The organism is Pseudomonas sp. FW305-96, from assembly GCF_058783825.1.
The window spans coordinates 1-26,959 of the sequence record NZ_JBYSYW010000019.1; the positions used below are offsets into that span (position 1 = coordinate 1).

At 64.4% G+C, this 26,959-nt stretch carries 21 protein-coding genes; 7 read left to right on the plus strand and 14 right to left on the minus strand.

Going from position 1 to position 26,959, the window contains the following annotated elements:
• Positions 1–613: TetR/AcrR family transcriptional regulator (locus AC3WL2_RS15505; RefSeq protein WP_102719676.1), on the minus strand; the 613-nt coding region annotated here is incomplete at its 3' end.
• A 172-nt stretch (positions 614–785) separates the two neighbouring features.
• Between AC3WL2_RS15505 and AC3WL2_RS15510 the strand changes: the two genes are divergently transcribed.
• Complete coding sequence (locus AC3WL2_RS15510) at positions 786–1,886, plus strand: efflux RND transporter periplasmic adaptor subunit (protein WP_102684037.1); 1,101 nt, start codon at positions 786–788, stop codon at positions 1,884–1,886.
• Between the two features lie 6 nt (positions 1,887–1,892).
• On the plus strand, positions 1,893–4,958 hold the full coding sequence (locus tag AC3WL2_RS15515) for an efflux RND transporter permease subunit (RefSeq protein WP_102684038.1): 3,066 nt from the start codon (positions 1,893–1,895) through the stop codon (positions 4,956–4,958).
• Between the two features lie 130 nt (positions 4,959–5,088).
• Here AC3WL2_RS15515 and AC3WL2_RS15520 read toward each other — a convergent pair whose 3' ends face one another.
• Both AC3WL2_RS15520 and plsB read right to left on the minus strand, forming a co-directional pair.
• Positions 5,089–5,775: a DUF4197 domain-containing protein gene (locus AC3WL2_RS15520; protein ID WP_023631317.1), complete on the minus strand. Its 687-nt coding sequence runs from the start codon at positions 5,773–5,775 to the stop codon at positions 5,089–5,091.
• A 64-nt stretch (positions 5,776–5,839) separates the two neighbouring features.
• Entirely contained in the window at positions 5,840–8,329 is a 2,490-nt protein-coding gene (gene plsB / locus AC3WL2_RS15525) for a glycerol-3-phosphate 1-O-acyltransferase PlsB (RefSeq protein WP_102684039.1), read from the minus strand.
• Positions 8,330–8,557: 228 nt separating this feature from the next.
• Between plsB and AC3WL2_RS15530 the strand changes: the two genes are divergently transcribed.
• Entirely contained in the window at positions 8,558–8,767 is a 210-nt protein-coding gene (locus AC3WL2_RS15530; protein WP_011535295.1) for a cold-shock protein, read from the plus strand.
• 64 nt (positions 8,768–8,831) lie between these two features.
• Here the strand turns inward: AC3WL2_RS15530 and AC3WL2_RS15535 are convergent, their stop codons facing one another.
• The 4 genes from AC3WL2_RS15535 to AC3WL2_RS15550 all read right to left on the minus strand — a co-directional run bounded on the left by AC3WL2_RS15535 (position 8,832) and on the right by AC3WL2_RS15550 (position 13,896).
• Positions 8,832–9,209 carry a hypothetical protein gene (locus tag AC3WL2_RS15535; protein WP_102684040.1) on the minus strand — a complete coding sequence of 126 codons (378 nt, stop codon included), beginning with the start codon at positions 9,207–9,209 and terminating at the stop codon, positions 8,832–8,834.
• A gap of 17 nt (positions 9,210–9,226) precedes the next feature.
• Complete coding sequence (locus AC3WL2_RS15540) at positions 9,227–10,039, minus strand: putative RNA methyltransferase (RefSeq protein WP_102684041.1); 813 nt, start codon at positions 10,037–10,039, stop codon at positions 9,227–9,229.
• Complete coding sequence (gene dapE / locus AC3WL2_RS15545) at positions 10,039–11,190, minus strand: succinyl-diaminopimelate desuccinylase (RefSeq protein ID WP_102684042.1); 1,152 nt, start codon at positions 11,188–11,190, stop codon at positions 10,039–10,041. Before dapE ends, AC3WL2_RS15540 begins: the two co-directional genes overlap by 1 nt.
• Positions 11,191–11,304: 114 nt before the next feature.
• The gene (locus AC3WL2_RS15550; RefSeq protein WP_102684043.1) at positions 11,305–13,896 is read right to left on the minus strand and encodes a glycosyltransferase; all 2,592 of its coding nucleotides are present in this window, start codon (positions 13,894–13,896) and stop codon (positions 11,305–11,307) included.
• Positions 13,897–14,184: 288 nt separating this feature from the next.
• On the opposite strand from AC3WL2_RS15550, the gene tcdA reads away from it, so the two are divergent.
• Entirely contained in the window at positions 14,185–14,994 is an 810-nt protein-coding gene (tcdA, locus tag AC3WL2_RS15555) for a tRNA cyclic N6-threonylcarbamoyladenosine(37) synthase TcdA (RefSeq protein WP_038706694.1), read from the plus strand.
• 19 nt (positions 14,995–15,013) lie between these two features.
• Here tcdA and AC3WL2_RS15560 read toward each other — a convergent pair whose 3' ends face one another.
• From AC3WL2_RS15560 to AC3WL2_RS15575, 4 genes are all read right to left on the minus strand, one after another.
• Positions 15,014–15,424, minus strand: coding sequence for a SufE family protein (locus AC3WL2_RS15560; RefSeq protein ID WP_102684044.1), 411 nt, complete (start codon positions 15,422–15,424; stop codon positions 15,014–15,016).
• Entirely contained in the window at positions 15,421–16,626 is a 1,206-nt protein-coding gene (locus tag AC3WL2_RS15565) for a cysteine desulfurase (RefSeq protein ID WP_102684045.1), read from the minus strand. The genes AC3WL2_RS15560 and AC3WL2_RS15565 overlap by 4 nt, the downstream gene beginning before the upstream one ends.
• Before the next feature lie 80 nt (positions 16,627–16,706).
• Complete coding sequence (gene dapD / locus AC3WL2_RS15570) at positions 16,707–17,741, minus strand: 2,3,4,5-tetrahydropyridine-2,6-dicarboxylate N-succinyltransferase (protein ID WP_102684046.1); 1,035 nt, start codon at positions 17,739–17,741, stop codon at positions 16,707–16,709.
• Between the two features lie 42 nt (positions 17,742–17,783).
• Positions 17,784–18,131 carry an ArsC family reductase gene (locus AC3WL2_RS15575; protein WP_023631566.1) on the minus strand — a complete coding sequence of 116 codons (348 nt, stop codon included), beginning with the start codon at positions 18,129–18,131 and terminating at the stop codon, positions 17,784–17,786.
• 283 nt (positions 18,132–18,414) lie between these two features.
• On the opposite strand from AC3WL2_RS15575, the gene AC3WL2_RS15580 reads away from it, so the two are divergent.
• A complete protein-coding gene (locus AC3WL2_RS15580) occupies positions 18,415–20,061 on the plus strand; it encodes a Na+/H+ antiporter (RefSeq protein WP_102684047.1) in 1,647 nt (548 codons plus the stop codon).
• 33 nt (positions 20,062–20,094) lie between these two features.
• Here the strand turns inward: AC3WL2_RS15580 and dapC are convergent, their stop codons facing one another.
• Genes dapC through map form a run of 3 tightly spaced genes read right to left on the minus strand, consistent with a single transcriptional unit; the run spans position 20,095 to position 24,820 of the window.
• Positions 20,095–21,291: a succinyldiaminopimelate transaminase gene (dapC, locus tag AC3WL2_RS15585; protein ID WP_102684048.1), complete on the minus strand. Its 1,197-nt coding sequence runs from the start codon at positions 21,289–21,291 to the stop codon at positions 20,095–20,097.
• Positions 21,292–21,312: 21 nt separating this feature from the next.
• Positions 21,313–24,012 (minus strand): [protein-PII] uridylyltransferase, encoded by a 2,700-nt coding sequence (locus AC3WL2_RS15590; protein ID WP_102684049.1) that lies wholly within the window; start codon positions 24,010–24,012, stop codon positions 21,313–21,315.
• A gap of 25 nt (positions 24,013–24,037) precedes the next feature.
• Positions 24,038–24,820, minus strand: a complete 783-nt coding sequence (gene map, locus AC3WL2_RS15595) for a type I methionyl aminopeptidase (RefSeq protein ID WP_094011637.1) — start codon at positions 24,818–24,820, stop codon at positions 24,038–24,040.
• 347 nt (positions 24,821–25,167) lie between these two features.
• Here map and rpsB point away from each other — a divergent pair, with 347 nt between their 5' ends.
• Together rpsB and tsf are read left to right on the plus strand one after the other, a co-directional pair.
• On the plus strand, positions 25,168–25,905 hold the full coding sequence (gene rpsB / locus AC3WL2_RS15600) for a 30S ribosomal protein S2 (RefSeq protein ID WP_023629884.1): 738 nt from the start codon (positions 25,168–25,170) through the stop codon (positions 25,903–25,905).
• A 186-nt stretch (positions 25,906–26,091) separates the two neighbouring features.
• Positions 26,092–26,955, plus strand: a complete 864-nt coding sequence (gene tsf / locus AC3WL2_RS15605; RefSeq protein ID WP_102684050.1) for a translation elongation factor Ts — start codon at positions 26,092–26,094, stop codon at positions 26,953–26,955.
• Positions 26,956–26,959 lie beyond the last annotated feature (4 nt).

Consider the following 26,959-nt stretch of genomic DNA (forward strand, 5'->3'; position numbering starts at 1 on the left):
CCACCGCCTCCCGCACATGCGCCTCAGCCTCATCCCCCTCCAGCGCCGGCGAGCACCCCAGCAGCAACCGATAATCCGGCGCCCCCTTCACCAGGCAGAAGAAATGCTCCGCCGCCTGCCACGGGTTGTCGATCCGCAACAGCCCGCGCTGGTCGACACAACGCAGCAACGCCTCCATCCCGCTCATCACCCGCTTGGGCCCCGCCGCATAGAAATACTGGCCAAACCCCGGATCCTGGCTACCCAGGGCAAAGATCAGGCGGCTCAGCTTGACGGCCTCGTCACTGCTGATCAAAGCCTGGAAACCACGGGCAATGTTCAGCAGCACATCTTCCACCGCCGCGCCTTCGGGATACTCGAACATCAGGTCGGGCAACTGGTTCTGGCAGGTGGCCATGACCGCCGCGCCGAACAGCGTCTGCTTGTCGGTGAAATGGCTGTAGACGGTGAGTTTCGAAACACCTGCCGCCGCAGCGACCGCATCCATGCTGGTGTTGGCATAGCCAAGGCTGAGAAACAGGCGCTTGGCGGCTTCGAGGATGGCCTCGCGCTTGGCCAGGTCCTTGGGCCGGCCGGGGCCGATGGGTGCGTCGTTGGACATGAGGGACCGCATTCTCTGTGAAAGGGGCACATCTTACCGGGTCCGGGGGCGGTCGGCTGCAGCGTACGTCGCACCACTAAATATCGATTTTCTCTGAAGCGCCCGCTTCCCCGACCCGATTCGCTGACTTAATATACTCGCCAGTATAAATATTCGATGCGCCCTCTGCCAAAGGTCATTCATCATGTTGCGTCGTGCGTTGTCCCTCGCCCTGCCGGCCTTTGCCGTGCTGCTGCTCACCGCCTGCGGCCAGGAGGCCGCGCCACCCGCCGCGCCGCGTCCGGCACTGGTGGTCCAACCCCAGCCGGCCGGGGCATCCGCCGACAGCTACCCGGGCGAGGTGCGGGCGCGTTTCGAGCCTGAACTGGCGTTCCGTATCGGAGGCAAGGTCAGCAAACGCCTGGTGGAGGAGGGGCAGCGGGTCAAGGCCGAGCAGCCGCTGGCCGAACTCGACCCGCAGGACGTGCGCCTGCAACTGGAGGCCAATCGCGCCCAGCTGGCGGCGGCCGAGGCCAACCTGGCGCTGGTACGCGCCGAGCGCGACCGCTACCAGAAACTGCTGGATCGGCAGATGGTCAGCCATTCCCAGTTCGACAATGCCGAGAACCTCTACCGCGCTGGCATGGCCCGCCTGAAGCAGGCCAAGGCCGAGTACGAGGTGGCGGGCAACCAGGCCGAGTACGCCGTGCTGCGCGCCCCCCAGGCCGGCGTGATCGCCAAGCGCCAGGTCGAGGTGGGCCAGGTGGTGGCGGCAGGGCAGACCGTGTTCACGCTGGCCGCCGATGGTGAGCGCGAAGTAGCCATCGGCCTGCCGGAGCAGCAGTTCGCCCGCTTCGCCGTCGGGCAGACGGTCAGCGTCGAGCTGTGGTCGCACCCGAACCAGCGTTTCGAAGGGCGGATCCGCGAGCTTTCCCCGGCGGCGGACCCGCGTTCGCGCACCTTCGCCGCGCGCATCGCCTTTACCTCCAACGCCACCCCGGCCGAATTGGGCCAGAGCGCGCGGGTGTTCATCGACCACGCCGAACGCTCGCCGCTGGCGGTGCCGCTGTCGGCGGTGACCGCCGAAGCGGGGCAGGCCTATGTCTGGCGGGTTGGCAAGGACAACCGCCTGGAGCGCGCCGCTGTGCGTCTGGGTGCCTATGGCGCGGACAGCGTGCCGGTGCTCGAAGGCCTGCAAGCCAGTGATTGGGTGGTGGCAGCAGGCGGCCATGTGCTGCGCGAGGGGCAACAGGTGCGGCCTGTGGACCGCAGCAACCGTGAAGTAAACCTGGCGGCCAAGGAGTAAGTCCCGATGGGTTTCAACCTTTCCGCCTGGGCGCTGCGCAATCGCCAGATCGTGTTGTTCCTGATGATCCTGTTGGCAGCAATTGGTGCCATGTCCTACACCAAGCTGGGGCAGAGCGAGGATCCGCCCTTCACCTTCAAGGCCATGGTCATCCGTACCCTGTGGCCAGGCGCGACCGCCGAGGAGGTGTCGCGCCAGGTCACCGAGCGTATCGAGAAGAAACTGATGGAGACCGGCGAGTACGAGAAGATCGTCTCGTTCTCCCGGCCCGGTGAGTCCCAGGTCACGTTCATGGCCCGTGACGCGATGCATTCCAAGGATATCCCCGAGCTGTGGTACCAGATCCGCAAGAAGGTCGCGGACATCAAGCACACCCTGCCCCCCGAGGCGCAGGGGCCATTCTTCAACGACGAGTTCGGCACCACCTTCGGCAATATCTACGCCCTGACCGGCGCCGGCTTCGACTACGCGGTGCTCAAGGACTACGCCGACCGTATCCAGATCCAGCTGCAGCGGGTCAAGGACGTGGGCAAGGTGGAGCTCATCGGCCTGCAGGACGAGAAGATCTGGATCGAACTGTCCAACGTCAAGCTGGCCACCCTCGGGGTGCCGCTCGCCGCCGTGCAGCAGGCGCTGCGCGAACAGAACGCGGTGAGTACCGCGGGTTTCTTCGAAACCTCGAGCGAGCGCCTGCAACTGAGGGTCAGCGGGCGCTTCGACAGCGTCGAGCAGATTCGCCAGTTTCCTATCCGCATTGGTGATCGCACCTTCCGCATCGGTGACGTCGCCGAGGTGCAGCGCGGTTTTAACGACCCACCCGCGCCGCGCATGCGCTTCATGGGCGAGGACGCCATCGGGCTGGCGGTGTCGATGAAGGACGGCGGCGACATCCTGGTGCTTGGCAAGGCTCTGGAAGGCGAGTTCGCCCGCCTGGCGCAGAGCCTGCCGGCAGGCATGGAACTGCGCAAGGTGTCCGACCAGCCGGCGGCGGTAAAGGCCGGGGTCGGTGAGTTCGTGCAGGTGCTGGTCGAGGCCCTGGCCATCGTCCTGCTGGTGAGTTTTTTCTCGCTGGGCCTGCGCACCGGCCTGGTAGTGGCGCTGGCGATCCCGCTGGTGCTGGCCATGACCTTTGCCGCCATGCACTACTTCGGCATCGGCCTGCACAAGATCTCGCTGGGAGCGCTGGTGCTGGCACTGGGCCTGCTGGTCGACGATGCGATCATCGCGGTGGAGATGATGGCGATCAAGATGGAGCAGGGCTACGACCGGCTCAAGGCTGCGAGCTACGCCTGGACCAGCACGGCGTTCCCGATGCTCACCGGCACCCTGATCACCGCGGCGGGCTTCCTGCCGATCGCCACGGCGGCGTCGAGCACAGGGGAATACACCCGTTCGATCTTCCAGGTGGTGACCATTGCCTTGCTCACGTCCTGGGTAGCAGCGGTGGTGTTCGTGCCTTACCTGGGCGAGCGCCTGCTGCCGGACCTGGCCAAGCTCCACGCCGCTCGCCACGGCGCCGACGGGCACGCCCCCGATCCCTATGCGACACCGTTCTACCAGCGTGTCCGACGCGTGGTGGAGTGGTGCGTGCGGCGGCGCAAGACGGTGATTGTGCTGACCATCGCCGCGTTCGTCGGCAGTATCCTGCTGTTCCGCTTCGTGCCGCAGCAGTTCTTCCCCGCGTCCGGGCGGCCGGAGCTGATGGTCGATCTGAAACTGACCGAAGGCGCTTCGCTGAACAACACCGCCGAGCGGGTCAAGCAGTTGGAGGCCTTGCTCAAGCAGCAGGACGGTATCGCCAACTATGTCGCCTATATCGGCACCGGTTCACCGCGTTTCTACCTGCCGCTGGACCAGCAACTGCCGGCGGCGAGCTTTGCCCAGTTCGTGGTGCTGGCCAAGTCGCTGGAGGACCGTGAGCGCCTGCGCAGCTGGTTGATTGGAACCCTGGACCAGCAGTTCCCCGACCTGCGTTCGCGGGTCACGCGCCTGGAAAACGGCCCGCCCGTAGGTTATCCGGTGCAGTTCCGTGTCACCGGCGAACATATCGAAAAGGTTCGCGCCCTGGCCCGCGAGGTGGCGGCCAAAGTGCGTGAGAACCCGCACGTGGTCAACGTGCACCTGGACTGGGAAGAGCCGAGCAAGGCGGTGTACCTGGATATCGACCAGGACCGTGCCCGGGCGCTGGGCGTGAGCACCGCGCACCTGTCGAGCTTCTTGCAGAGTTCGCTGACCGGCAGCAACGTCAGCCAGTACCGCGAAGACAACGAGCTGATCGAGATTCTCCTGCGTGGTACGCCAGAGGAGCGCCGTGAGCTGGGCAACCTGGGCAGCCTGGCGGTGCCCACCGACAACGGCCAGAGCGTGGCCCTGTCGCAGGTGGCGACCCTGGAATACGGCTTCGAGGAAGGCATCATCTGGCACCGCAACCGCCTGCCTACGGTCACCGTGCGCGCCGATATCTACGACAAGGAACAGCCGGCGACCTTGATCAAGCAGATCCAGCCGACGCTGGCACAGATCAAGGGCGAGCTGCCTGATGGCTACTTGCTCGAAGTGGGCGGCACGGTGGAAGACTCCGAGCGTGGCCAGCGTTCGGTGAACGCCGGCATGCCGCTGTTCATCGTGGTGGTGCTGAGCCTGCTGATGATCCAGCTGCGCAGTTTCTCGCGGATGTTCATGGTGTTCCTCACCGCGCCCCTCGGGCTGATTGGCGTGACCCTGTTCCTGCTGGTGTTCCGCCAGCCGTTCGGGTTCGTCGCCATGCTCGGGACCATCGCCCTGGCCGGCATGATCATGCGCAACTCGGTGATCCTGGTGGACCAGATCGAACAGGACATCGCCGGGGGGATGGAGCGTTGGCAGGCGATCATCGAGGCCACGGTGCGGCGCTTCCGGCCGATCGTGCTGACCGCGCTGGCGGCGGTGCTGGCGATGATTCCGTTGTCGAGGAGTGTGTTCTACGGGCCGATGGCGGTAGCGATCATGGGTGGATTGATCGTCGCCACGGTGCTGACCCTGCTATTCCTGCCAGCGTTGTATGCGGCGTGGTTCAGGGTCAGGAAAAACTGAGGAACGAGCGGGAGGGCTTTGCCCTCCTATCGCCGGCAAGCCGGCTCCCACACGAGTTGCGCAGTATCTGTGGGAGCTGGCTTGCCGGCGATAGGGCTACACAGCAGCCCCACTGGTTTTCAGCTCAACATCACAGCGCGCCGAACACCTTCTTGGCCAGGCTGGTAGCCGCACCGGCCGGGTTCTGGCGAATGCTTTCTTCCTGCTTGCCGATCATTTCGAACAAGCCGTCCAGCGCCTTCTCGGTCACATAGTTCTCGATATTGGCGTCATCCTTGATCAGGCCCAGGCCTTTGGCCTGCCCGGCAAAGCTGTTGTACTGCTGGGCCAGGCCGACCTTGTCGGTGGCCTGCTTGACGATCGGCAGGAACTTGGCGCGGATCTGCTCGCGGCTGCTCTTGTTCAGGTACTGGGTGGCCGAATCCTGGCCGCCGCTGAGGATGCCCTTGGCGTCGGTCACGGTCATCTTCTTCACCGCGTCCACCAGGATCGCCTGGGCTTGCGGCACGGCAGCCTCGGCGGCCTTGTTCATGCTGGTTTCCAGGGCATCGACCTGGTCACCCTTGCCGAACATCTTCATGGCTTTGGCCGCTTTGCCGAGGTTGCCCGGCAGCTCGATGCGCACGTCCGGGTTGTTGCTGAAGCCGCCGGGGGTGCTCAGTTGCTTGACGGCGATCTGCGCGCCTTGGGTAAGGGCGTCCTTCAGGCCGCCGGAGGCGTCGCTCTGGGACAGGTCGCCGAGCGACAGGGCCAGGGCGCTGGCCGACAACAGCAGGCCGGCGCACAGAGTGGTGAAGCGCAGGGAGGAGCGGATCATGGGGCTTTCCTTATGGGCAGAATGGAACAGGTTCAGCGTATCGTTCAGGCCGTGATCGGGCCAGTCAGGCAAGCGCGGCAGGTTCCGGTGTTTCATCGCGGTGCAAGGCCACCTGGCGGATCGACAGGCGCAGCTCCGCCGACAGCACGCGCTTGGCCACGCCTTCGGCCAGTTCGGCGAGCTTGTCGTGGTAGCCCAGCTTGCCGGTGCTGTCGGGTCGCAAGACCCCTTCGCGTACCAGCGTCTGGATGAAGTGGCGGAACAGAGTCTTGTCGAAGAACTCGGGCGCATTCAAGCCATGCAGGATCGACAGGCGCTGGGCCATCATCACGCACAGCTCCTCCAGTTCCTCGGCGCTCAGCGTGTGCTGGCCGCTGTTGAGCAGCAGCGAAGTGGCCATGTAGAAGCGCTGCAGGGTCTGGGTGATGGTGCGCGCCAGCAGCGTCAGCAGCACGAACTGCCGCGAGCTGGGCGCGGGGCGCATGTAGATGTCTTGCTCCTTGCGCAGCAGCCCCTGTTCGACCAGCGCCGCCAGCCACTGGTCGATCACCTCGTCCAGTTGCTCGGGCGTCCAGCGCAGGAACAGTTCGGCCTGTAGGTACGGATACAGCGCTCGCACGTACTGGCCCAGCAGTTCGCGGCTCATGCGCGAGCTGCTGAGGAAGAAGCTCGCCAGCAGCCCCGGCAGGGCGAAGATGTGCAGTACGTTGTTGCGGTAGTAGGTCATCAGTACCGCGTTGGCTTCGTCCAGGTAGAGGATGCGACCCAGCGCATCCTTCTGCTCGGCCAGCAGGTCCATGCCCAGTACGTGCTCGATAAGTGCCTTGCCGTCACCCTCGGGCAGGGTGGTGTGCGGCGAGTAGGGCACCTGGCGCAGCAGGGCCAGGTACAGGTCGAGCACGCGGGTCAGGGCTCGTTCGTCCAGGGCCAGGCGGCTGGTCGACAACAGGGCCAGCGCCACCAGGTTGACCGGGTTGATTGCCGCAGCCTCGTTGAGGTGGCGGGCAACCGTTTCGCCCAGGCGGGTGGTGGTTTCGTTGAGCCAGTCCGGGCGGAACTGCGGGCCCAGCGCCTGTTCGCGCCAGCCGGGTTGCTGCTGGTCGAGGAAGCTGTTCAGGCGGATCGGCTCGCCGAAGTTGACGTATACCTGGCCGAAGCGCTGCTTGAGCGCGCCGATGACCTTGAAGATGTCGAAGATCGATTCCTTCTTCTTGCTGGCGCCGCGCAGCTCGCCCAGGTAGGTGCGGCCTTCGAGCACCCGCTCGTAGCCGATGTACACCGGCACGAAGACGATCGGCGTGCGCGAGGAGCGCAGGAAGCTGCGCAGGGTGATTGCCAGCATGCCGGTGCGCGGCTGCAGCATGCGCCCGGTGCGCGAACGCCCGCCTTCGACGAAGTACTCCACCGGGAAGCCCTTGGTGAACAGGGTGTGCAGGTATTCGTTGAACACGGCGGTGTACAGCGGGTTGCCCTTGAACGTGCGGCGCATGAAGAACGCCCCGCCGCGGCGCAGCAGGCCGCCGATCACCGGCATGTTGAGGTTGATGCCGGCGGCGATGTGCGGCGGCGTCAGGCCGTTGCGGAACAGCAGGTAGGACAGCAGCAGGTAGTCGATGTGGCTGCGGTGGCAGGGCACGTAGATCACTTCGTGGCCGGGGGCGATACCCTGCACCTGCTCGATGTGGTTGACCTTGATGCCGTCGTAGATCTTGTTCCAGAACCAGCTCAGCACCACTTCAAGGAAGCGGATCGCGGTGTAGGTATAGTCCGAGGCGATCTCATTGCCATAGTGCAGCCCCTTGGCCTCGGCCTTGGCGTAGGGGATTTTCTCGCGGTCGGCCTCGTCGCTGATCGCCTGGCGCACCAACGGGTCGTGCACCAGCCCTTTGACCAGGTTGCGCCGGTGCGAGATGTCTGGCCCGATGACCGCGGTCTTCAGGTTGCGAAAATGCACGCGCATCATGCGTTGGGCCATGCGCACGGTGCGCTCGTGGCCCTTGTTGTGCTGCACCAGCTCGCGCAGGTGGATTGGCGCGGAGAACTGCACCCGGGTCTTGCGCCCGAGGATCAGCACGCTGAGCAGCCGGCGCAGGCGGCCGGTGACCGCCCAGCTGTCGGCGAACAGCAGTTTCCACGGGCTCGACTCGCTGGCCGGGGTCTGGCCCCAGAACACGCTGACCGGAATGATCTGCGCGTCTTCCTCGGCGTGCTGGCTGATCGCCGCGACCAGGCGTTCGAGGGTGGGCGGCGCGCCACGCTTGTCCTGGCGGCCGAGCCAGTCGGGGTCGGGGGTCAGGTAGAAGAATGCCGCGGGCTCCTGCAAGGGGCCGACGGCCACCGGCAGCACCGGGCGTGGCAGCCCTGCCTTGGTGCATTCGTGGTCAACCACGGCCAGGTCGGTCAGCGAAGGCGAGGAGAGGGCGTAGAACACCGGTCGGCTGCGGTCGAGCTTGAGTGTCAGCGAGGACTGGTTGATGGTTTCGGAGCGCACCCACAGGTAGAGAACGCGACGCAGGGCGCCGAAGATGAGGCGGCGCAGGGGAGAACGGGTCATGGGGTGGGCCCTGGGTGGAAGTTGCAGTGTCTTTTCAGCACGTTAGTCTGCCGTATCTGCGTAAGTTCAGCAAAATTCCGCCAAAAATGACCCTGTCATGAATTTTTTTTGTTCCCTGTCATATACTCGGCCTGCCGCTTGCAGGATATTCGCGCAAGCTGCGTCGGCACGGGCGGTGAGCCCATGCCAGCAAGGCGATCTTCAAAATAAAAATCCGGAGTAGTTCAGATGTCGTCTCGTGAGACTGGGAATGTGAAGTGGTTCAACGATGCCAAGGGTTATGGCTTCATTCAGCGCGAAGGTGGTGCGGACGTGTTCGTCCACTATCGGGCTATCCGCGGTGAGGGGCATCGCACCCTGGTCGAGGGACAGCAGGTGGAGTACGCACTCGTGCAGGGCCAGAAAGGCCTGCAGGCAGAGGATGTAGTCGGGCTCTGAGTCTTCCGGCTGCACGCTCAAGCTGCAAGTTGTCCGTGGAACTTGCAGCCTGATGCGAACGGCCTCAGCTGGTACGCCAGGTGATTTCTTCTTCACCGTCGGCGCTGATGCGGATCCAGCGATCGGCATCTTCTTCCCCGTCTTCTTCCGCCCAGCTACCTGGCGCGCAACGCACTTCGACGTTCAGCGCGGCGAATGCCGCACGCGCGCAGGCGATGTCGTCGACCCAGGGGGTCTGGTCACTTTCCAGGTACAGGCTGTTCCATTTCCCCACAGCCTTTGGCAACCAGGTAACCGGGATGTTACCGGCTGTGCACTTGAAGGTCTGGCCTTTCTGCTTCCATTCGCTGCACGGGCCCAGGGCCTGGGTCAGCCAGTCGGCGATCTGCTTGTGATCGACCTCGGCGTCCTTGAGGTAGATCTCGATATCGGGTTGACGCATGGGTGGCTCCAGTGTGCTCAGTCTTGGCGCACGAAATAGTCATAACGCATGGAAACGGTGACCACGAAAGGTTCGGGTTGGTCGATCACTTGTGCGCGCTTCTCGGCGCTGGCCCGCCAGCCGTGCGGGGTCATCGCCAGCAGATCGGCGCGGGCCTTGGCCTCGACCAGGCTCAGGCGGAACTCGAGGACCTCGCTGTGGGCGTGGGTCATGCCTTCAGGGACCAGGGCAAGGTGCTTGTCGTCGGCGTAGGGACGCACTTCATCGTAGAGCACCTCGCGCAGCTCCATCAGGTGACCGCTGGTCGGGCCGACCCGCATCAGCCCGCCGCCCGGGGCGAGCAGGCGCCTGGCCTCCTGCCAGTCGAGCGGGCTGAACACGCTGGCGATGAAGCCACAGCTGGCATCGGCCATGGGAACGCGGGCCATGCTGGCCACCATCCAGGTCACTTCAGGGGCTCGGCGGCACGCGCGCTTCACCGCTTCGCGGGAGATGTCCAGGGCGTAGCCGTCGGCCGCAGGCAGCGCCTGGGCAATCTTCGCGGTGTAGTAGCCTTCGCCGCAGCCGATGTCCAGCCAGGCCTGCGGCTGGCGCTCGGCAGCCAGTTGCGCCAGGCGACTCGCCACCGGGGCGTAGTGCCCGGCGTCGAGGAAGTCACGACGGGCTTCGACCATGGCCTGGTTGTCACCCGGGTCACGGCTGTTCTTGTGTTGCACCGGCAGCAGGTTCAGGTAACCCTGGCGGGCGCGGTCGAAGCGGTGGCCGGCGGGGCAGGCCACGCCGTTGTCGAGCTGCGCCAGGGGCGCCAGGCAGAGAGGGCAGGCGAGCATCAGGCGAGCAACCGTACCAGGGTCTGATAGTAGATCTCGGTCAGCAGGTCGAGGTCGCTGGCCAGGATACGCTCGTCCACCTGGTGGATGGTGGCGTTGACCGGGCCGAGCTCGACCACCTGGGTACCCATGGTGGCGATGAAACGGCCATCGGAGGTACCGCCGCTGGTGGATGGGCGGGTCTCGCGACCAGTGACGGCCTTGATGCTCGACGACACCGCATCGAGCAGTTCGCCCGGCTCGGTGAGGAACGGCAGGCCCGACAGCGCCCAATCGATGCTCCATTCCAGCTGGTGCTTGTCGAGGATCGCCGCGACGCGTTGCTGCAGGCCCTCGACCGTCGATTCGGTGGAGAAACGGAAATTGAACAGCGCCGTCAGTTCGCCAGGGACCACGTTGGTGGCGCCAGTGCCGGAGTTGAGGTTGGAGATCTGGAAGCTGGTCGGCGGGAAGAACGCGTTACCTTCGTCCCAGTGCTCGGCGGCAAGTTCCGCCAGGGCCGGCGCGGCCAGGTGGATAGGGTTGCGCGCCAGGTGCGGGTAGGCCACGTGGCCCTGCTTGCCGCGCACGGTCAGCTTGGCGCCGAGCGAGCCGCGACGGCCATTCTTGACCACGTCACCGAGCAGGGTGGTGCTGGACGGCTCGCCGACGATGCACCAGTCCAGGCGCTCGTTGCGCGCCTTCAGACGCTCGACCACGGCCTTGGTGCCATGGTGGGCCGGGCCTTCCTCGTCGCTGGTGATCAGGAACGCGACCTTGCCGCGGTGGTTCGGGTAGTCGTGCACGAAGCGTTCGCTGGCCACCACCATAGACGCCAGGCTGCCCTTCATGTCGGCGGCGCCACGGCCGCAGAGCATGCCGTCGGCATCGATCAGCGCTTCGAACGGCTCATGCTGCCACTGCTGCACTGGGCCGGTGGGCACCACGTCGGTGTGGCCGGCGAAGCACAGCACCGGGCCTTCCTGGGTGCCATGGCTGGCCCAGAAGTTGTCTACGTCTTCGATGCGCATCGGCTCGAGCTGGAAGCCGACGGCGCCCAGGCGGTTCATCATCTGGGTCTGGCAGTCGGCATCGACCGGGGTGACCGACGGGCGGCGGATCAGGTCGCAGGCCAGTTGCAGGGTAGGCGAAAGCTCGGCAGGGGCCGTCATTGCAAGACTCCGGGGGCAAGGCAGGGCAGGAAACTGGGCGTTATCTTATATCAAATGATGTTTGCGGACACGATGTGCTTGGCGGGGGCGGCGTACCGCCGCTCCCACGCTGCATCAAACGACTTGTGCTTCGCTGACCTTGTCCGCCGGCTTGGGCAGCGACGACAGCAGCGCCATCACCAACGCCGCCAGGTACGGCAACGACTGCACCAGCAGCATCGCCACCCAGAAGCGCATGTCCGAACTCGGCAGCCCCTGAACCAGATAGATCCCTAGCGCCGCGCCCCACAGCATCAGCATGATGAACAGCTCTTCGCGGGCCTCGGCAATCGCCACCAGTAGCCCATGGCTATCAGCATTCTTTGGCGTGCGGAAGAACGGCATGCTGCTGGTGAAGAAACCGTACAGCACCGCCTTGGCGATGGTATGCGACAGCGCCAGCCCAGCCAGGGCGGCGGCGAAGGCGTCCTTCAGGTCGACACCCACCGCGCGGCGATAGAGGAACAGGATCTTGCCGACCTTGAAGAAGAACAGCGCCAGCGGCGGGATGGCGAACATCATCAGCGGCGGATCGACCCGATGCGGCACGATGATCATCGCCGCCGACCACAGCAGCGCGCCGACGGTGAAGAAGATGTTCATGCCATCGGCGATCCATGGCAGCCAGCCGGCCAGGAAGTGGTAGCGCTGGCCGCGGGTCAGCTCGCTGCCCTTGCCGCGCAGCAGGGCGCCGGCGTGGTGCTTGATGATCTGGATGGCGCCGTAGGCCCAGCGGAAGCGCTGCTTCTTGAAGTCGATGAAGGTGTCGGGCATCAGGCCCTTGCCGTAGCTGTTGTGGGCGTAGGCCGCCGACAGGCCTTTCTCGAATACCCGCAGGCCCAGCTCGGCGTCTTCGCAGATGCACCACTCGGCCCAGCCTAGCTCCTCGAGCACGCTGCGCCTGGTCATGGTCATGGTGCCGTGCTGGATGATCGCGTCACGGTCGTTGCGGGTGACCATGCCGATATGGAAGAAGCCCTTGTACTCGCTGTAGCACAGCTTCTTGAAGGCGCTCTCGTGCTGGTCGCGGTAGTCCTGCGGCGACTGCACCACGGCGATCTTCGGGTCGGCGAAGTGCGGCACCATGTGTTTTAGCCAATTACGGTCGACGCAGTAGTCCGAGTCGATCACCGCGATCACCTCGGCGTCCTTGGCGGTGTGCGGGATCAGGTAGTTCAGCGCCCCGCCCTTGAAGCCGGCCAGGGGCGCGACGTGGAAGAACTTGAAGCGCGTGCCGAGCTTCTCGCAGTGGGCCTTGAGCGGCTCCCACACGGCTGGGTCCTTGGTGTTGTTGTCGATCACCAGCACTTCGTAATCCGGGTAGTCCAGCGCGGCGAGGGCGTCGAGGGTCTGCTTGACCATCTCCGGCGGCTCGTTGTAGCACGGCACATGCACCGAGACTTTGGGGCGATAGGCGCTGTCGCCCTGCACGGGCAGGAATTCGCGTCGGCGTTTGTGGATCCACACCGCCTCGGCCAGTTCGTGGGCCTCGGTCAGCAGCACGATGAAAACGCCGAGGGCACCGAGCGCCAGCAGCACGCCCACGGTGAGGCTGAACCAGGTGCTGTACTGCTGGCTGTAGTCGTAGGCGATCCATACCAGCACCGACCCGCACAGGAAGGTGATGAAGGTGAGGAAGGTACGCCCACGCTGGCGCAGGGCCGAGCCGTCGATCAGCAGGACGGCCAGGGCGATCATCGCCAGCACCACCGAGGCCACGGCCAAGGCGCGCCATTGCGGGATCGCCACGATCGGCCCCTCGAAGTTGAACTTCTGCTGGCGCTCGGCGTTGTACACGCCCCAGTAGGCGCCCACCGAACCTTCGTCGCTGGCCTTCCACGGCTGGTCGTAGGCCTCGATGACGAAGTAGTTGTAGCCACGGCGGTTGAGGGTGTTGACCAGGGTACGCAGGTAGATGGCCTGGTCGGCCTGGGTGGCGTCGGCGCCGCCGCGCATGCGGCCATTGCTCGGCCAGCCGACCTCCGAGAGCAGCAGAGGCTTGCGTGGGAACTGCTTGCGCAGCTCGCGGGCACGGTCGAGGACGAACTGCACCGAGTCCTTCATGGGCACGAATTCCCAATAGGGCAGGATGTGCGCGGCGATCAGGTCGACGTGTTTCGCCAGCTCCGGGTGTTCCTTCCAGATGTGCCACTGCTCGCTGGTGGTCACCGGCACCTTCACCGCGGCGCGCACCCGGTCGAGGTAACCGATCAACTGTTCGGCGGTGACTTCCTCGCGAAACAACGCTTCGTTGCCGACCACCACCCGCACCACGCTGCGCGAGGTATTGGCCAGGCCGATGGCCTTTTCGATCTCGCGCTCGTTGCGCGCCTGGTCGTTGCTGATCCAGATGCCCAAGGTCACGCGCAGGCCGAGCTCTTCGGCCAGGCGCGGTACCTCGGCCTGGGTGCCTTCAACGGTGTAGATGCGCACGTTGTCGGTCAGCTTGTTCAGTTGCTCGAGGTCCTGGCGGATCTCGTCCTCACTGGGGTACTGGCCTTTCTGCGGGCTTTGCCCCAGGCGGAAGGGCGAATAGGAAAAACCGGAGATCTGTTCCGGCCAGGCGGGGGCGGAAACCGGGCGGTTGATCAAGGCCCAGAACCCGGTGAACAGCGCGGCGATCGCCAGGACCACCACCAGGTTGAGACCGAATTTACGTGATGACATAGGTGTTCGAGGTTCCGAAGAGGGGAGCGAGGGTCGCTGTCGCAGGCCGTGGGTCCTACAAGTGCCGGAGAAGGTAATCTGTTGGATTATCGACAAGGAATGTAGTTCTGAGGCCGTTCGCTTGTCGTCCAGATATATTTGCTTGATAGGACATTAAAGCAGGCTCGGTAGGTTTTGTTCCAACCCCGGGCCGCTCTGCCACGCCCTTGCGGCGTGTTCACGCGCTGTGCTCCCCCCGGAGCGCATGCCTTGGCATATAATGCGCGCCGGTTTTTTCGAGGTACCCACATGAGCACAGAAGATCCACGCTTCGCCGGCGTCGCCCGGCTCTACGGCGACGATGGCCTGCAGCGCCTGCGCCAGGCCCATGTGGCCATCGTCGGTATCGGCGGGGTCGGCTCGTGGGCAGCCGAGGCCCTGGCGCGCAGTGGCGTGGGCGAGATCAGCCTGTTCGACCTCGACGATGTCTGCGTGAGCAACACCAACCGCCAGGCCCACGCCCTCGAAGGGCAGGTGGGCCGCCTCAAGGTGGAGGTGATGGCCGAGCGTCTGCGGGCGATCAACCCGGCCTGCACGGTGCACGCGGTGGCCGATTTCGTCACCCGCGAAACCATGGCCGAGTACATCACCGAGCAGATGGACTGCGTGATCGACTGCATCGACAGCGTGATGGCCAAGGCCGCGCTGATTGCCTGGTGCCGCCGGCGCAAGATCGCCATCGTCACCACCGGTGGCGCCGGTGGGCAGATCGACCCGACCCAGATCCAGGTCGGCGATCTCAACAAGACCTTCAACGACCCGCTGGCTTCACGGGTGCGCTCGACCTTGCGCCGCGACTACAACTTCTCGCGCAACACCAGCCGCAACTATGGCGTGCCATGCGTGTTCTCCAGCGAACAGCTGCGCTACCCCAAGGGCGACGGCAGTGTGTGCCTGCAGAAGAGCTTTGTCGGTGAAGGCGTACGCCTGGACTGCGCCGGTGGTTTCGGCGCGGTGATGATGGTGACCGCGACCTTCGGCATGGTGGCGGCGAGCAAGGCCGTTGAAAAACTGGTGGCCGGGGCGCGGCGACCTTCGGAGCGGGTCAAGGCTGATTAGGCTATCGCGGGGCAGCGATTCAGGCCTGGGTGGCGAGTTCGGCCATCCTCAGTAGCACCGCATGCAGCCCATTGCTGCGCGACGGTGACAACTGCCGCTCCAGCCCCAGTTGGGTAAACCAGGCGCTCAGGTCGAGCGCTGCCAACTGATCGCTGGCCAAGCCTTGTACTCGCACAAGAAGAAGTGCCAGCAACCCCCGCAGCATCCGCGCATCGCTGCCTGCCTTGAACCGCCACTGGCCGTCGTCCTGCACCGCCACCAGCCATACCAGGCTCTCGCAGCCATGCACCCGGTTGGCTTCGGTTTTTTCGCTGTCGCCCAGTGGCTCCAGGCGGTCGCCCCACTGCATCAGCAACCGCGCCCGTTGTTCCCAGCCACGCGCCTGTTCGAAAGCTTCCAGCGCTTGGCTGGCCTCTGGCGAAAGGTTCATCGCAACAGCTCCAGGCCTTTGTCGAGCGCCGCGAAGAAGCGCTGCAGGTCGTCACTGTCGGAGTACAGCCCCAGCGAAACGCGGATCGCGCCATCGAGCCCCAGGTGCCTGAGCAGTGGCATGGCGCAATGGTGCCCGGCGCGCACGGCGATGCCCTGTTCGGTCAGCAGGTGGGCGATATCGGCGTTGTGCACGCCATCGATGACGAAACTGGCCAAAGCCGCCTCGGGCGAGCCGAGCAGGCGAACCCCCTCGCGATCGGTCAGGCCCCGTACCAGGTACTGGTGCAGGCTGCTTTCATGGGCAGCCACGGCATGTACGTCGAGGCTGGCCAGGTAGTCCAGGGTGGCCCCCAGGCCGATCACCCCGGCAATCGGCGGGGTGCCGGCTTCGAAACCCAGTGGCGCGGGGCGGAAGCTGGCGCTCTGGTAGTCCGCCATCTGCACCATTTCTCCGCCGTACTGCCAGTGACGCAGCAACGCCAGCGCATCCTGGCGGCCGTAAAGTACGCCCACCCCGTCGGGACCATAGAGTTTGTGGCTGGAGAACACATAGAAGTCGCACGCCAGTTGCTGCACGTCATGCCGGCCATGGACCACGCCCTGGGCGCCATCGACGACACTCAGCGCGCCCTGGGCGCGAGCGTGTGCCAGCAACGGCGCCAGCGGTTGCCAGGTACCCAGCACGTTGGACAGTTGGCTGATCGCCAGCAGGCGAGTGCGCGGGCCGATCAGTTGCAGGGCCTGCTCCAGGTCGACATGTCCCTGGTCGGTGACCGGCAGGACCACCAGTCGCAGGTTGCGGCGGTGCGCCAGTTGCTGCCAGGGCAGCAGGTTGGCGTGGTGCTCCAGGCCGCTGACGGCGATTTCGTCGCCTGCCTCGAAGCGATGTTCCAGGCCATAGGCCAGCAGGTTCAATGCAGAGGTAGCGCCGTGGGTGAATACGATCTGACGCGCATCGACTGCATTGAGCCAGGCGGCGACCTTGTCCCGTGTGCCCTCGAAGGCCTGTGTCGCCAAGGCGCCGGGCAGGTGCTGGGCGCGGTGCACGTTGGCTGCGCCATGGCCGTAGTAATGGCTCAGGGCATCGAGCAGGGCCTGGGGTTTCTGCGAGGTAGCGGCGCTGTCCAGGTAGGTCTGGTGCTGCCGTTGCAGGGCGGCGATGGCCGGGAAATCGGTACGCCAGGGGGAGGGCTGGAACATGTTCGCGGGGCCTGGAATGAAAAATCGGGTCTGCCCGTAGGAGCAGACCCGATCTTATCACCTCAAACCCAGGCAGAGCCTCAGTTGTGAGCGTGCAATGCCTCGTTCAGCTCGATGGCCGACTTGTGGGTCTTGCACTCCACGGCGCCATTGAGCGAGTTGCGGCGGAACAGCAAGTCGGTCTGGCCGGCCAGATCGCGTGCCTTGACCACCTTGACCAGCTGGTTGTTCTCGTCCAGCAGGTTCACCTTGGTACCGGCGGTGATGTACAGGCCGGCTTCGACGGTGTTGCGGTCGCCCAGCGGTATGCCGATACCGGCGTTGGCGCCGATCAGGCAGCCTTCGCCGACCTTGATGACGATGTTGCCACCGCCGGACAGGGTGCCCATGGTCGAGCAGCCGCCGCCCAGGTCGGAACCCTTGCCGACGAACACGCCGGCGGAGACGCGGCCTTCGATCATGCCCGGGCCTTCGGTGCCGGCGTTAAAGTTGACGAAGCCTTCGTGCATGATGGTGGTGCCTTCGCCGATGTAGGCGCCCAGGCGCACACGGGCGGTGTCGGCGATGCGCACGCCGGCGGGCACCACGTAGTCGGTCATCTTCGGGAACTTGTCCACCGAGAATACTTCCAGCAGTTCGCCTTTCAGGCGCGCTTCCAGTTGCCGCTCGGCAAGCTCCGCCAGGTCGACCGCGCCCTGGTTGGTCCAGGCGACGTTGGGCAGCAGCGGGAAGATGCCGGCCAGCGACACACCGTGCGGCTTGACCAGGCGGTGCGACAGCAGGTGCAGCTTGAGGTAGGCCTCGGGGGTGGAGGTCAGGGCGCCGTCTTCGGCCAGCAGGGTGGCGACCAGCGGCTTGTGGCTTTCGGCCAGGCGGGTCAGCAGGGCGGCCTGGGCGGCGTCGATGCCCTTGAGCGCGTCGGCCAGCTGGGCGGCCTGGGCAGTGCTGAAGGCGATGGCCTGGTTGCCCCCTTCATAACCGAGGACCGGTGCGATGGCCGCGACCAGTTCGGCGGACGGCTTGAGCACAGGCTGTGCGTAGAAGACTTCCAGCCAGGCGCCCTGGCGGTTCTGGGTGCCGACGCCGAAGGCCAGGCTGAACAGCGATTGAGACATGCGATTACCTCATGCGAAAAGGGGATGGAGCGTAATGCGTGATCAGGCCAGCGCCGCCGCGTACAGGTCGGGCTTGAAGCCGACCAGCGTGCGCTCGCCGAGGTCGAGCACCGGGCGCTTGATCATCGACGGTTGGGCGACCATCAGTTCGACGGCCTTGGCCTGGTCGAGGTTGGCCTTGCTGGCGTCGTCGAGCTTGCGGAAGGTGGTCCCGGCACGGTTCAGCACGACTTCCCAGCCATGCTCGTCGCACCAGCGGTTCAGGCTGTCGCGGTCGATGCCCTGGGTCTTGTAGTCGTGGAAGTCGTAGCCAATGGCCTTTTCTTCAAGCCAGGTACGGGCTTTTTTCATGGTGTCGCAGGCTTTGATGCCGTAGAGAGTGTAAGCCATTGAAATGCCTGGGGCTGCCGGCAGGGGGCTGGCGTCCCCGATACTCCTTGAAGATTGGGTGGGAGCGATTATGCGGTATCGATGGGGTTGGCGCCACGGCTGCGGGCCCGAAGGTACGGGGGGATGTATGTCACATCGTCTCAAGTAGCATTGTGTTACATATTTGGCGGTGGGTTGCGACTAACGTGCAGCGGTCCACAATAGAAGGTCCTCGCTAACATATTGTTTCAATGGAGATGTTTCGCTTTGCTGTCGTTTCTCCGATTACACAGGAAGCTTGCCGATGCAGTCAGCCTATACCGTTCTTATCCTGCTGATGCTGGTGAGCATGTCGAAACTGGTGGGGCGCGTGTTGCCGCTGCCGCTGCCGCTGGTGCAGATTGGCGCGGGTGCCTTGCTGGCCTGGCCAACCCTGGGCCTGCATGTGGCGCTGGACCCGGAGTTGTTTCTGTTCCTGTTCTTGCCGCCGTTGCTGTTCGCTGATGGCTGGCGCATGCCCAAGCGCGAGCTGTGGCGCATACGCGGGCCGGTGGTGGCACTGGCAGTGGGACTGGTGCTGTTCACCGTGGTCGGCGCCGGGTACTTCATCCACTGGCTGCTGCCGAGCATTCCCCTGCCGGTGGCCTTTGCCCTGGCGGCGGTGCTGTCGCCCACCGATGCGGTGGCGGTCTCGGCCATCACCCAGGACCGCCTGCCCACGCCCCTGATGCACATGCTCCAGGGCGAGGCATTGATGAACGACGCCTCGGGCCTGGTAACCTTCAAGTTCGCCCTGGCCGCCGCCATCACCGGCGTGTTCTCGCTGACCGAGGCCAGCCTGACCTTCGTGCTCGTCGCCCTTGGCGGCCTGGCGGTGGGCGTGGCGCTGAGCTGGCTGGTGGGGCGCCTGCGCATGTGGATGATCACCCGCGGTTGGGACGATCCGGCCACTCACGTGGTGTTCATGCTGCTGCTGCCGTTCGCCGCCTACGTGCTGGCTGAGCGCCTGGGTGTGTCGGGCATCCTCTCGGCGGTGGCCGCGGGCATGATGCAGAGCTGGCTCGACCTGCTGCCGCGTCAGACCAGCACCCGCCTGCTCAATCGCAGTGTCTGGTCGTTGCTGGAGTTCGCTTTCAACGGCCTGATCTTCCTGCTGCTCGGCCTGCAGTTGCCGGACATCATCAAGGCGGTGGTCACCGACGAGGCGACGGTGTGGCCGACCCTGGCCTGGCGCTGCCTGGACGTGGTGGCGATCTTCGCCGCGCTGGTGCTGCTGCGTTTTGTCTGGGTGCAGAGCATCTGGCGGGCGATCGGCGTGGTGCGGCGCTGGCGCGGCAAGCCGGCGCTGGTGCTGATGCCGACCGCGCGCTCCTGCTGGCTGCTGACCTTTGGCGGCGTGCGCGGGGCGGTGACCCTGGCGGGCGTGATGTCGGTGCCGTTGCTGATGGGAGCGGGCACGGCGTTCCCCGAGCGCGACCTGCTGATCTTCATTGCCGCCGGGGTGATCCTGCTGTCGCTGGTCAGCGCGGTGATTGCCCTGCCGATTTTGCTGCGTGGCGTTACCAAGAGTCCCGATGAGCGCTTGCACCAGGAGGTGCAGGAGGCCTGGCGGCGCACCGCCGAAGCGGCTATCCATGCCCTGGAAGCCGAGGAAGTGATCGATGCCAATGCGCCCCAGGACGCCGCCCAGGCCACCCTGGCGACCGAGCTGAAAGCGCGGCTGATGGCCGAATACCGGGATGAACTGGACAGCTACAACGACACTGCCGAGGCCCGCGCGCTGGCGGAGCAGATGGATCTGCTGGAGCGTCGCCTGCGTCTGCGGGCATTACGTGCTCAGCGCCTGGAACTGTACGAGCTGCATCGCCAGCATCTAGTGGGTGATGAGGTGGTGCGACAGGTGCTGGGGGAATTGGACATGAGCGAGGCGAACCTGGGGCAGGTTCGCTAGTGAAGCAGGGGGCGCAGGGCGCCCCCTTGCAACTCAACGGTTGTGCAGGAAGTCGCGAATCCTCTCGGCCGCCTCGATGCACTCGGCCAGCGGAGCAACCAGCGCCATGCGCACGCGGCCGGCGCCTGGGTTTACGCCGTTCACCTCGCGGGACAGGTACGACCCCGGCACCACAGTGACATGCTCTGCCTCGAACAAGTCGCGGGTGAATTCTGCGTCGCTGCCCGGTACCTTGGCCCACAGGTAGAAGCTGCCATCCGGGCGCTGCACATCCATTACCGGCTGCAGGATGTCGAGCACCGCGTCGTACTTGGCGCGGTACTGGTCGCGGTTCTCGCGCACGTGGGCCTCGTCCTGCCAGGCGGCGATGCTGGCCAGCTGGGTTTGCACCGGCATTGCGCAACCGTGATAGGTCCGGTACAGCAGGAATGGTTTGATGATCTCGGCGTCGCCAGCCACGAAGCCCGAACGCAGGCCGGGCAGGTTGGAGCGCTTGGACAGGCTGTGGAACACCACGCAGCGCTTGAAGTCACTGCGACCAAGCGCAGCGCATGCGCTCAGCAGGCCCGGTGGCGGCGCGTCCTCGTCGAAGTACAGCTCGCTGTAGCACTCGTCGGCGGCGATCACGAAGTCGTGCTTGTCAGCGAGGGCGATCAGCTTCTTCAGGGTATCCATCGGCACCAGGGCGCCGGTGGGGTTGCCCGGGGAGCACAGGAACAGGACCTGGCAGCGTTCCCAGGTCTCGTCCGGCACGGCGTCGAAGTCGGGGTTGAAACCGTTGCTTTCCAGGCATGGCAGGTAGTGCGGGGTGGCGCCCGCCAGCAGGGCCGCGCCTTCGTAGATTTGGTAGAAGGGGTTGGGACTGACCACCAGGCCGTCGTCGTCGCGGTTGACCACGGCCTGGGTGAAGGCGAACAGTGCTTCGCGGGTGCCATTGACCGGCAGGATATGACGGTCGGCGTCCAGCCAGCCCGTTGGCACGCCGAAGCGCCGTTCGCACCACTGGCCGATGGCCTGGCGCAGGGCCGGCAGGCCGATGGTGCTGGGGTAGACCGCCAGCTTGTCGAGGTTGTCGGCCATGGCCCTGGCGACGAACGCCGGCGATTCATGTTTCGGCTCACCGATCGACAAGGCGATGGCGCGCTTGTCGGCTGCCGGTTTCACGGTGCCCAGCAGGGCGCGCAGTTTCTCGAACGGGTAGGGCTGGAGCTGGGTCAGGGCGTGGTTCATCGGCGCAAGGTCTCGTTAGCGTCAAAAGGTCATGCGGGTAGGGCTGGCGTCGCTGGCCTGGCCGGCCTGCAACTGCTGGACGATGGCTTCCTGCAGGCGGCTGCACAGCTGCGGGTCGGACAGCGGCTGGTTGTCGGCGTCGGTGATGAAGAACACGTCTTCCACGCGCTCGCCTAGGGTGGCGATCTTGGCGTTCTGCAGCGAGATGTCGAATTCGAGGAAGATCCGCCCGATCCTGGCCAGCAGGCCGGGGCGATCGGGCGCGGTGATCTCGAGGATGGTCACCGGGCGTTGGGCGTCGTTGAGGATGGTCACCTGCGGCGGGAAGTCGAAGTGCTTGAGCTGACGCGGCACCCGACGCTGGATGATCGCCGGGTAGTCCTCGGGGTTGCGCAACGCGTCGGTCAGGCCGTCACGGATCTGCCTGACCCGCTGTGGATTGTCACCGATCGAGCCGCCGTCGTTGTCGAGCACAATATAGGTGTCGAGGGTGAACTGGCTGCTCGAGGTGATGATCCGGGCATCGTGGATGTTCAGGTTGAGCTGGGCCATGGCGGCCACGGTCACGGCGAAGAAATCGTGCTGGTCGGGGGCGTAGATGAAGATCTGCGTGCCGCCCTCGAATTCGCGCTGGGTGGTCTCCTTGATCAGCACCAGCGGGCCGCCATCGGCCGGTTGCTGGAGGATCGCATCGCTGTGCCAGGCCACATCGGCGGCAGTGTGCTTGAGAAAGTAGTCGTCGCCCAGTTGCGACCAGAGCTGCTCGACGTCATCCGGGTCGGTGCCCTCGCGCACCAGGATGTCCAGCGCCGCGCTTTGCGTCTGGCGGATCTGCTCTTCGCGGTCCAGCGGGTTTTCCAGGCCACGGCGCAGGGCGCGCTTGGTTTCGGTATAGAGCTGGCGCAGCAGGCTCGCCCGCCAGGAGTTCCACAGACTGGGGTTGGTGGCGTTGATGTCGGCCACGGTCAGCACGTAGAGGTAATCCAGGCGCGTCTCGTCACCGACATGCAGCGCGAAATCGTTGATCACCTGTGGGTCGGAGAGGTCCTTGCGCTGGGCGGTGGTGGACATTACCAGGTGGTTCAGCACCAGCCAGACAATCAGGCGGCTGTCCCAGGCCGGCAACTGGTGGCGCTGGCAGAACGCTTGCGCGTCGACGGCGCCCAGTTCGGAGTGGTCACCCTGGCGACCCTTGCCTATGTCATGGTAAAGCCCTGCCAGGTAAATCAGCTCGGGCTTGGGCAGGCGGCCCATGAGCTTGCTGGCCAGCGGGAATTTCTCCGAGACGGGCGTGTATTGCAGTTTGCGCAGGTGCTTGATCAGGTTGAGGGTGTGGGCATCGACCGTGTAGATGTGGAACAGGTCGTGCTGCATCTGCCCGACGATCAGGCCGAACTCTGGCAGGTAGCGGCCGAGGATGCCGTAGCGGTTCATTCGCCGCAGGTTGCGATGGATGCCGATCTCGCACTTGAACAGCTCGATGAACAGGCTGGTGTTGCGGATATCGTGGCGGAACTTGTCGTCGATCAGGTGGCGATGTTCGCGCAGCAAGCGCACGGTGTCGGCGCGCACGCCCTTGATTTCAGGGTGCTGGGCCATCAGCACGAAGATTTCCAGCATGGCGAAAGGAGTGCGCCGGAAAACGTTCGGGTTGACCGCTTCTATATAGCCATCGTGCAGGCGGAACCGCGCATTGACCGGCTGCGTGGCGCCGCTGTCATCGGCCAGAATCACCTCTTCAAAATGCTGGATGATCAGGTCGCACAGCTGGCTGATGCTCATCACCACCCGGTAGTACTGCTGCATGAATTGTTCGATGGCGCGCTTGGGGTTCTCGTCGGTGTAGCCCAGCAGCGCGGCGATGCTGCGCTGGTGGTCGAACAGCAGGCGGTCTTCGGCGCGCCCGGCCAGCATGTGCAGGGCGTAACGCACACGCCAGAGGAAGGCCTGGGACGAGGCCAGCAGCTCGTTTTCGCTCTCCAGCAGGAAGTCTTCACCGGCCAGCGCGTGCAGGTTCAGCGTGCCGTACTGGCGCCTGGCTACCCAGAGCACGGTCTGGATGTCGCGCAGGCCGCCCGGGCCGCCCTTTACGTTGGGTTCGAGGTTGTACTCGGTATCGTTGTACTTGTGATGGCGGGCCTTGAGTTCGGCACGTTTGGCCAGGAAGAACTCCTTGCTGGGCCACATGTGCGCGGTGCTGGTGGCGTCGAGCATGCGCTGGCGCAGGGGCTCGGGGCCGGCGATGGTGCGGCTTTCCATCAGGTTGGTGATGACCGTGAGGTCGGCCCGGGCCTGCTCGGCGCACTCGTCGACGGTGCGCACGCTCTGGCCGACCTCCAGGCCGATGTCCCAGAGCAGGGTGAGGAAGCGCTCGATGGCATCGCGGTACTGCTCGTGCTCGGCGGCGTCGAGCAGGATCAGCAGGTCGATGTCCGAATACGGATGCAGCTCGCCACGGCCGTAGCCGCCAACCGCCACCAGGGCGATGCCGTCTGGCGTGCCCCAGCTGAACTGGTGCCAGGCCTGTTGCAGGATGTTGTCGACGAACCAGGCGCGGTCCTCGATCAGCCGACGGATCTCGCGGCCTTCGCGAAAACGCTTGTCGAGCACCTCGCTGGCCATGCGGATGGCCTTCTTGAAAGCGGCGATGGGGCTTGCCTTGAGGGCCAGTTCCGCCTGGAACTGGCCGCGGTCGAACAGTTCGGGATCCACCTGGGGCATCGAGTCGCGTTCCTGTCGTTCAGTATCAGGCCGAGGTGCGCGGGATGGTGTCGTCCTTGCGCAGGGTGAAGATCTCGTAGCCGGTGGCGGTCACCACCAGGGTGTGTTCCCACTGGGCCGAGAGCTTGCGATCCTTGGTGATGGCGGTCCAGCCGTCGCCCAGTACCTTGGTGTCGGCCTTGCCCTGGTTGATCATCGGCTCGATGGTGAAGGTCATGCCTTCCTTGAGCTCCATGCCGGTGCCGGCGCGGCCGTAGTGGACGATCTGTGGCTCTTCGTGGAACACCTTGCCGATGCCGTGGCCGCAGAACTCGCGTACCACCGAGAAGCCGTTCTTTTCGGCGTGCTTCTGGATCACCTCGCCGATGTCGCCCAGGCGGCAGCCGGGCTTGACCAGTTCGATGGCCTTGTACAGGCACTCCTGGGTGACCTTGGACAGGCGTTCGGCCCACGGCGCGACGGTGCCGACATGGAACATCCGGCTGGTGTCGCCGTGGTAGCCGTCCTTGATCACGGTCACATCGATGTTGATGGTGTCGCCATCCTTGAGTGCCTTGTCATTGGGGATGCCATGGCAGACCACGTGGTTGATCGAGGTGCAGATCGACTTGGGGAAGCCTTTGTAGTTCAGTGGCGCCGGGATGGCCTTCTGCTCGTTGACGATGTAGTCGTGGCAGAGGCGGTCGAGCTCCTCGGTGGTGATACCGGGCTTGACGTGTGGCTCGATCATTTCCAGCACTTCGGCGGCCAGGCGGCCGGCGATGCGCATCTTCTCGATGTCTTCTGCGGTCTTGATGGTGACGGTCATTACAGGCTCTCTACGGCGCCGCGGGCGGCGCGAACAAACGGGAAAGGCCGGATTCTACCAGAGCGCGGCGTCGATCTGTCGGGATAGTCCAGCAGATCCGGTGGTCTATTGAGGGCATTCTGGCCCCAAAAGGCGGGGGCTGCAAAAGCCGCTGACGGACGAAGCATTATCCGGGTTCCGTTCGCTCGCCGGCTGTGGTATAAAATGCGCCGCTTTCGGGGGATGTCCTCCGTCAGCTCAAACCCACACACGTGTCGACACGATGGCCTGGGTGCCCGGTTTCCCTGGAAACACGGGTTGGTCATTGGGATACGTGGAGGCCCAACCCGACTTATCAAGGAACTATCATGTCCCAAGTCAACATGCGCGATATGCTGAAGGCCGGTGTGCACTTCGGCCACCAGACCCGTTACTGGAACCCGAAAATGGGCAAGTACATTTTCGGCGCGCGCAACAAGATTCACATCATCAACCTGGAAAAAACCCTGCCGATGTTCAACGAGGCTCTGTCCTTCGTAGAGCGCCTGGCCCAGGGCAAGAACAAGATCATGTTCGTCGGCACCAAGCGTTCCGCCGGCAAGATCGTCGCCGAGCAAGCTGCTCGTTGCGGTTCGCCATACGTTGATCACCGTTGGTTGGGCGGCATGCTGACCAACTACAAGACCATCCGCGCTTCGATCAAGCGTCTGCGTGACCTGGAAACCCAGGCCGAAGATGGTACTTTCACCAAGCTGACCAAGAAAGAAGCCCTGATGCGTTCGCGCGATCTGGAGAAACTGGACCGCAGCCTGGGTGGTATCAAGGACATGGGCGGCCTGCCTGATGCCCTGTTCGTGATCGACGTCGACCACGAGCGCATTGCCATCACCGAAGCCAACAAGCTGGGCATTCCGGTTATCGGCGTTGTCGATACCAACAGCAGCCCTGAAGGTGTTGACTACATCATCCCAGGTAACGATGACGCCATCCGCGCTATCGAGCTGTACATGACTTCGATGGCCGACGCCGTCATCCGCGGCCGCAACAACGTTGCCGGCGGCACTGAAGTCTATGTTGAAGAAGCGGCTGCACCTGCTGCCGAGTAATTGACGCTTAGCGTCTACTTGGCACGCAAAAAGGGGGCTTTGCCCCCTTTTTGCCACCTTGAAATCCTGCTGTCAGCGAAGGCCCCGCATCATGGGCCGGCTGAGGTAAAAACAGCGGATTTGCAGAATTTAACGCCCGTGACGAACGGGTGGAATGGTTGAAAAACTTTCCAAGAGGATTTTGAAATGGCAGCAATTACTGCAGCGCTGGTCAAAGAACTGCGCGAGCGTACCGGCGAAGGCATGATGGATTGCAAGAAGGCCCTGGAAAAGGCCGGCGGCGACATCGAGAAAGCCATTGACGACATGCGTGCCTCGGGCGCCATCAAGGCCGCCAAGAAGGCTGGCAACGTTGCCGCCGAAGGCGCCATCGCCGTCAAGACCGACGGTAAATCCGCCGTCCTGCTGGAAGTGAACTCGCAGACCGACTTCCTGGCCCTGCAAGACGACTTCAAGAACTTCGTCGCCGAAAGCATCGAGCAGGCCTTCGCCGATAAGCTGACCGACGCCGCTCCGCTGATCGCTTCGCGTGAAGCCGCTCGTGAAGCCCTGGTCGCCAAGTGCGGTGAGAACGTCAACATCCGTCGCCTGGTGCGCGTTGAAGGTGACGTTGTCGGTGCCTACCTGCACGGTAACAAGATCGGTGCAGTTGTTGTCCTGAAAGGCGGTGACGTCGATCTGGCCAAGAACATTGCCATGCACGTTGCCGCTTCGAACCCAGAGTTCCTGGATGCGTCGGAAATCTCTGCCGAGGCCATCGAGCGCGAGAAGAATGTCTTCCTGCAGCTGAACGCTGACAAGATCGCCGGCAAGCCGGAAAACATCGTTGAAAACATGATCAACGGTCGTATCTCCAAGTTCAAAGCCGAAGCCTCGCTGAAAGAGCAAGCCTTCGTGATGGACCCGGAAGTCAAAGTCGGCGCGCTGGCCAAGAAAGCCGGTGCCGAAATCGTTTCCTTCACCTACTTCAAGGTTGGCGAAGGCATCGAGAAGCCGGTTGACGACTTCGCTGCCGAAGTTGCCGCACAGGTAGCTGCCGCCAAGCAGTAAGACG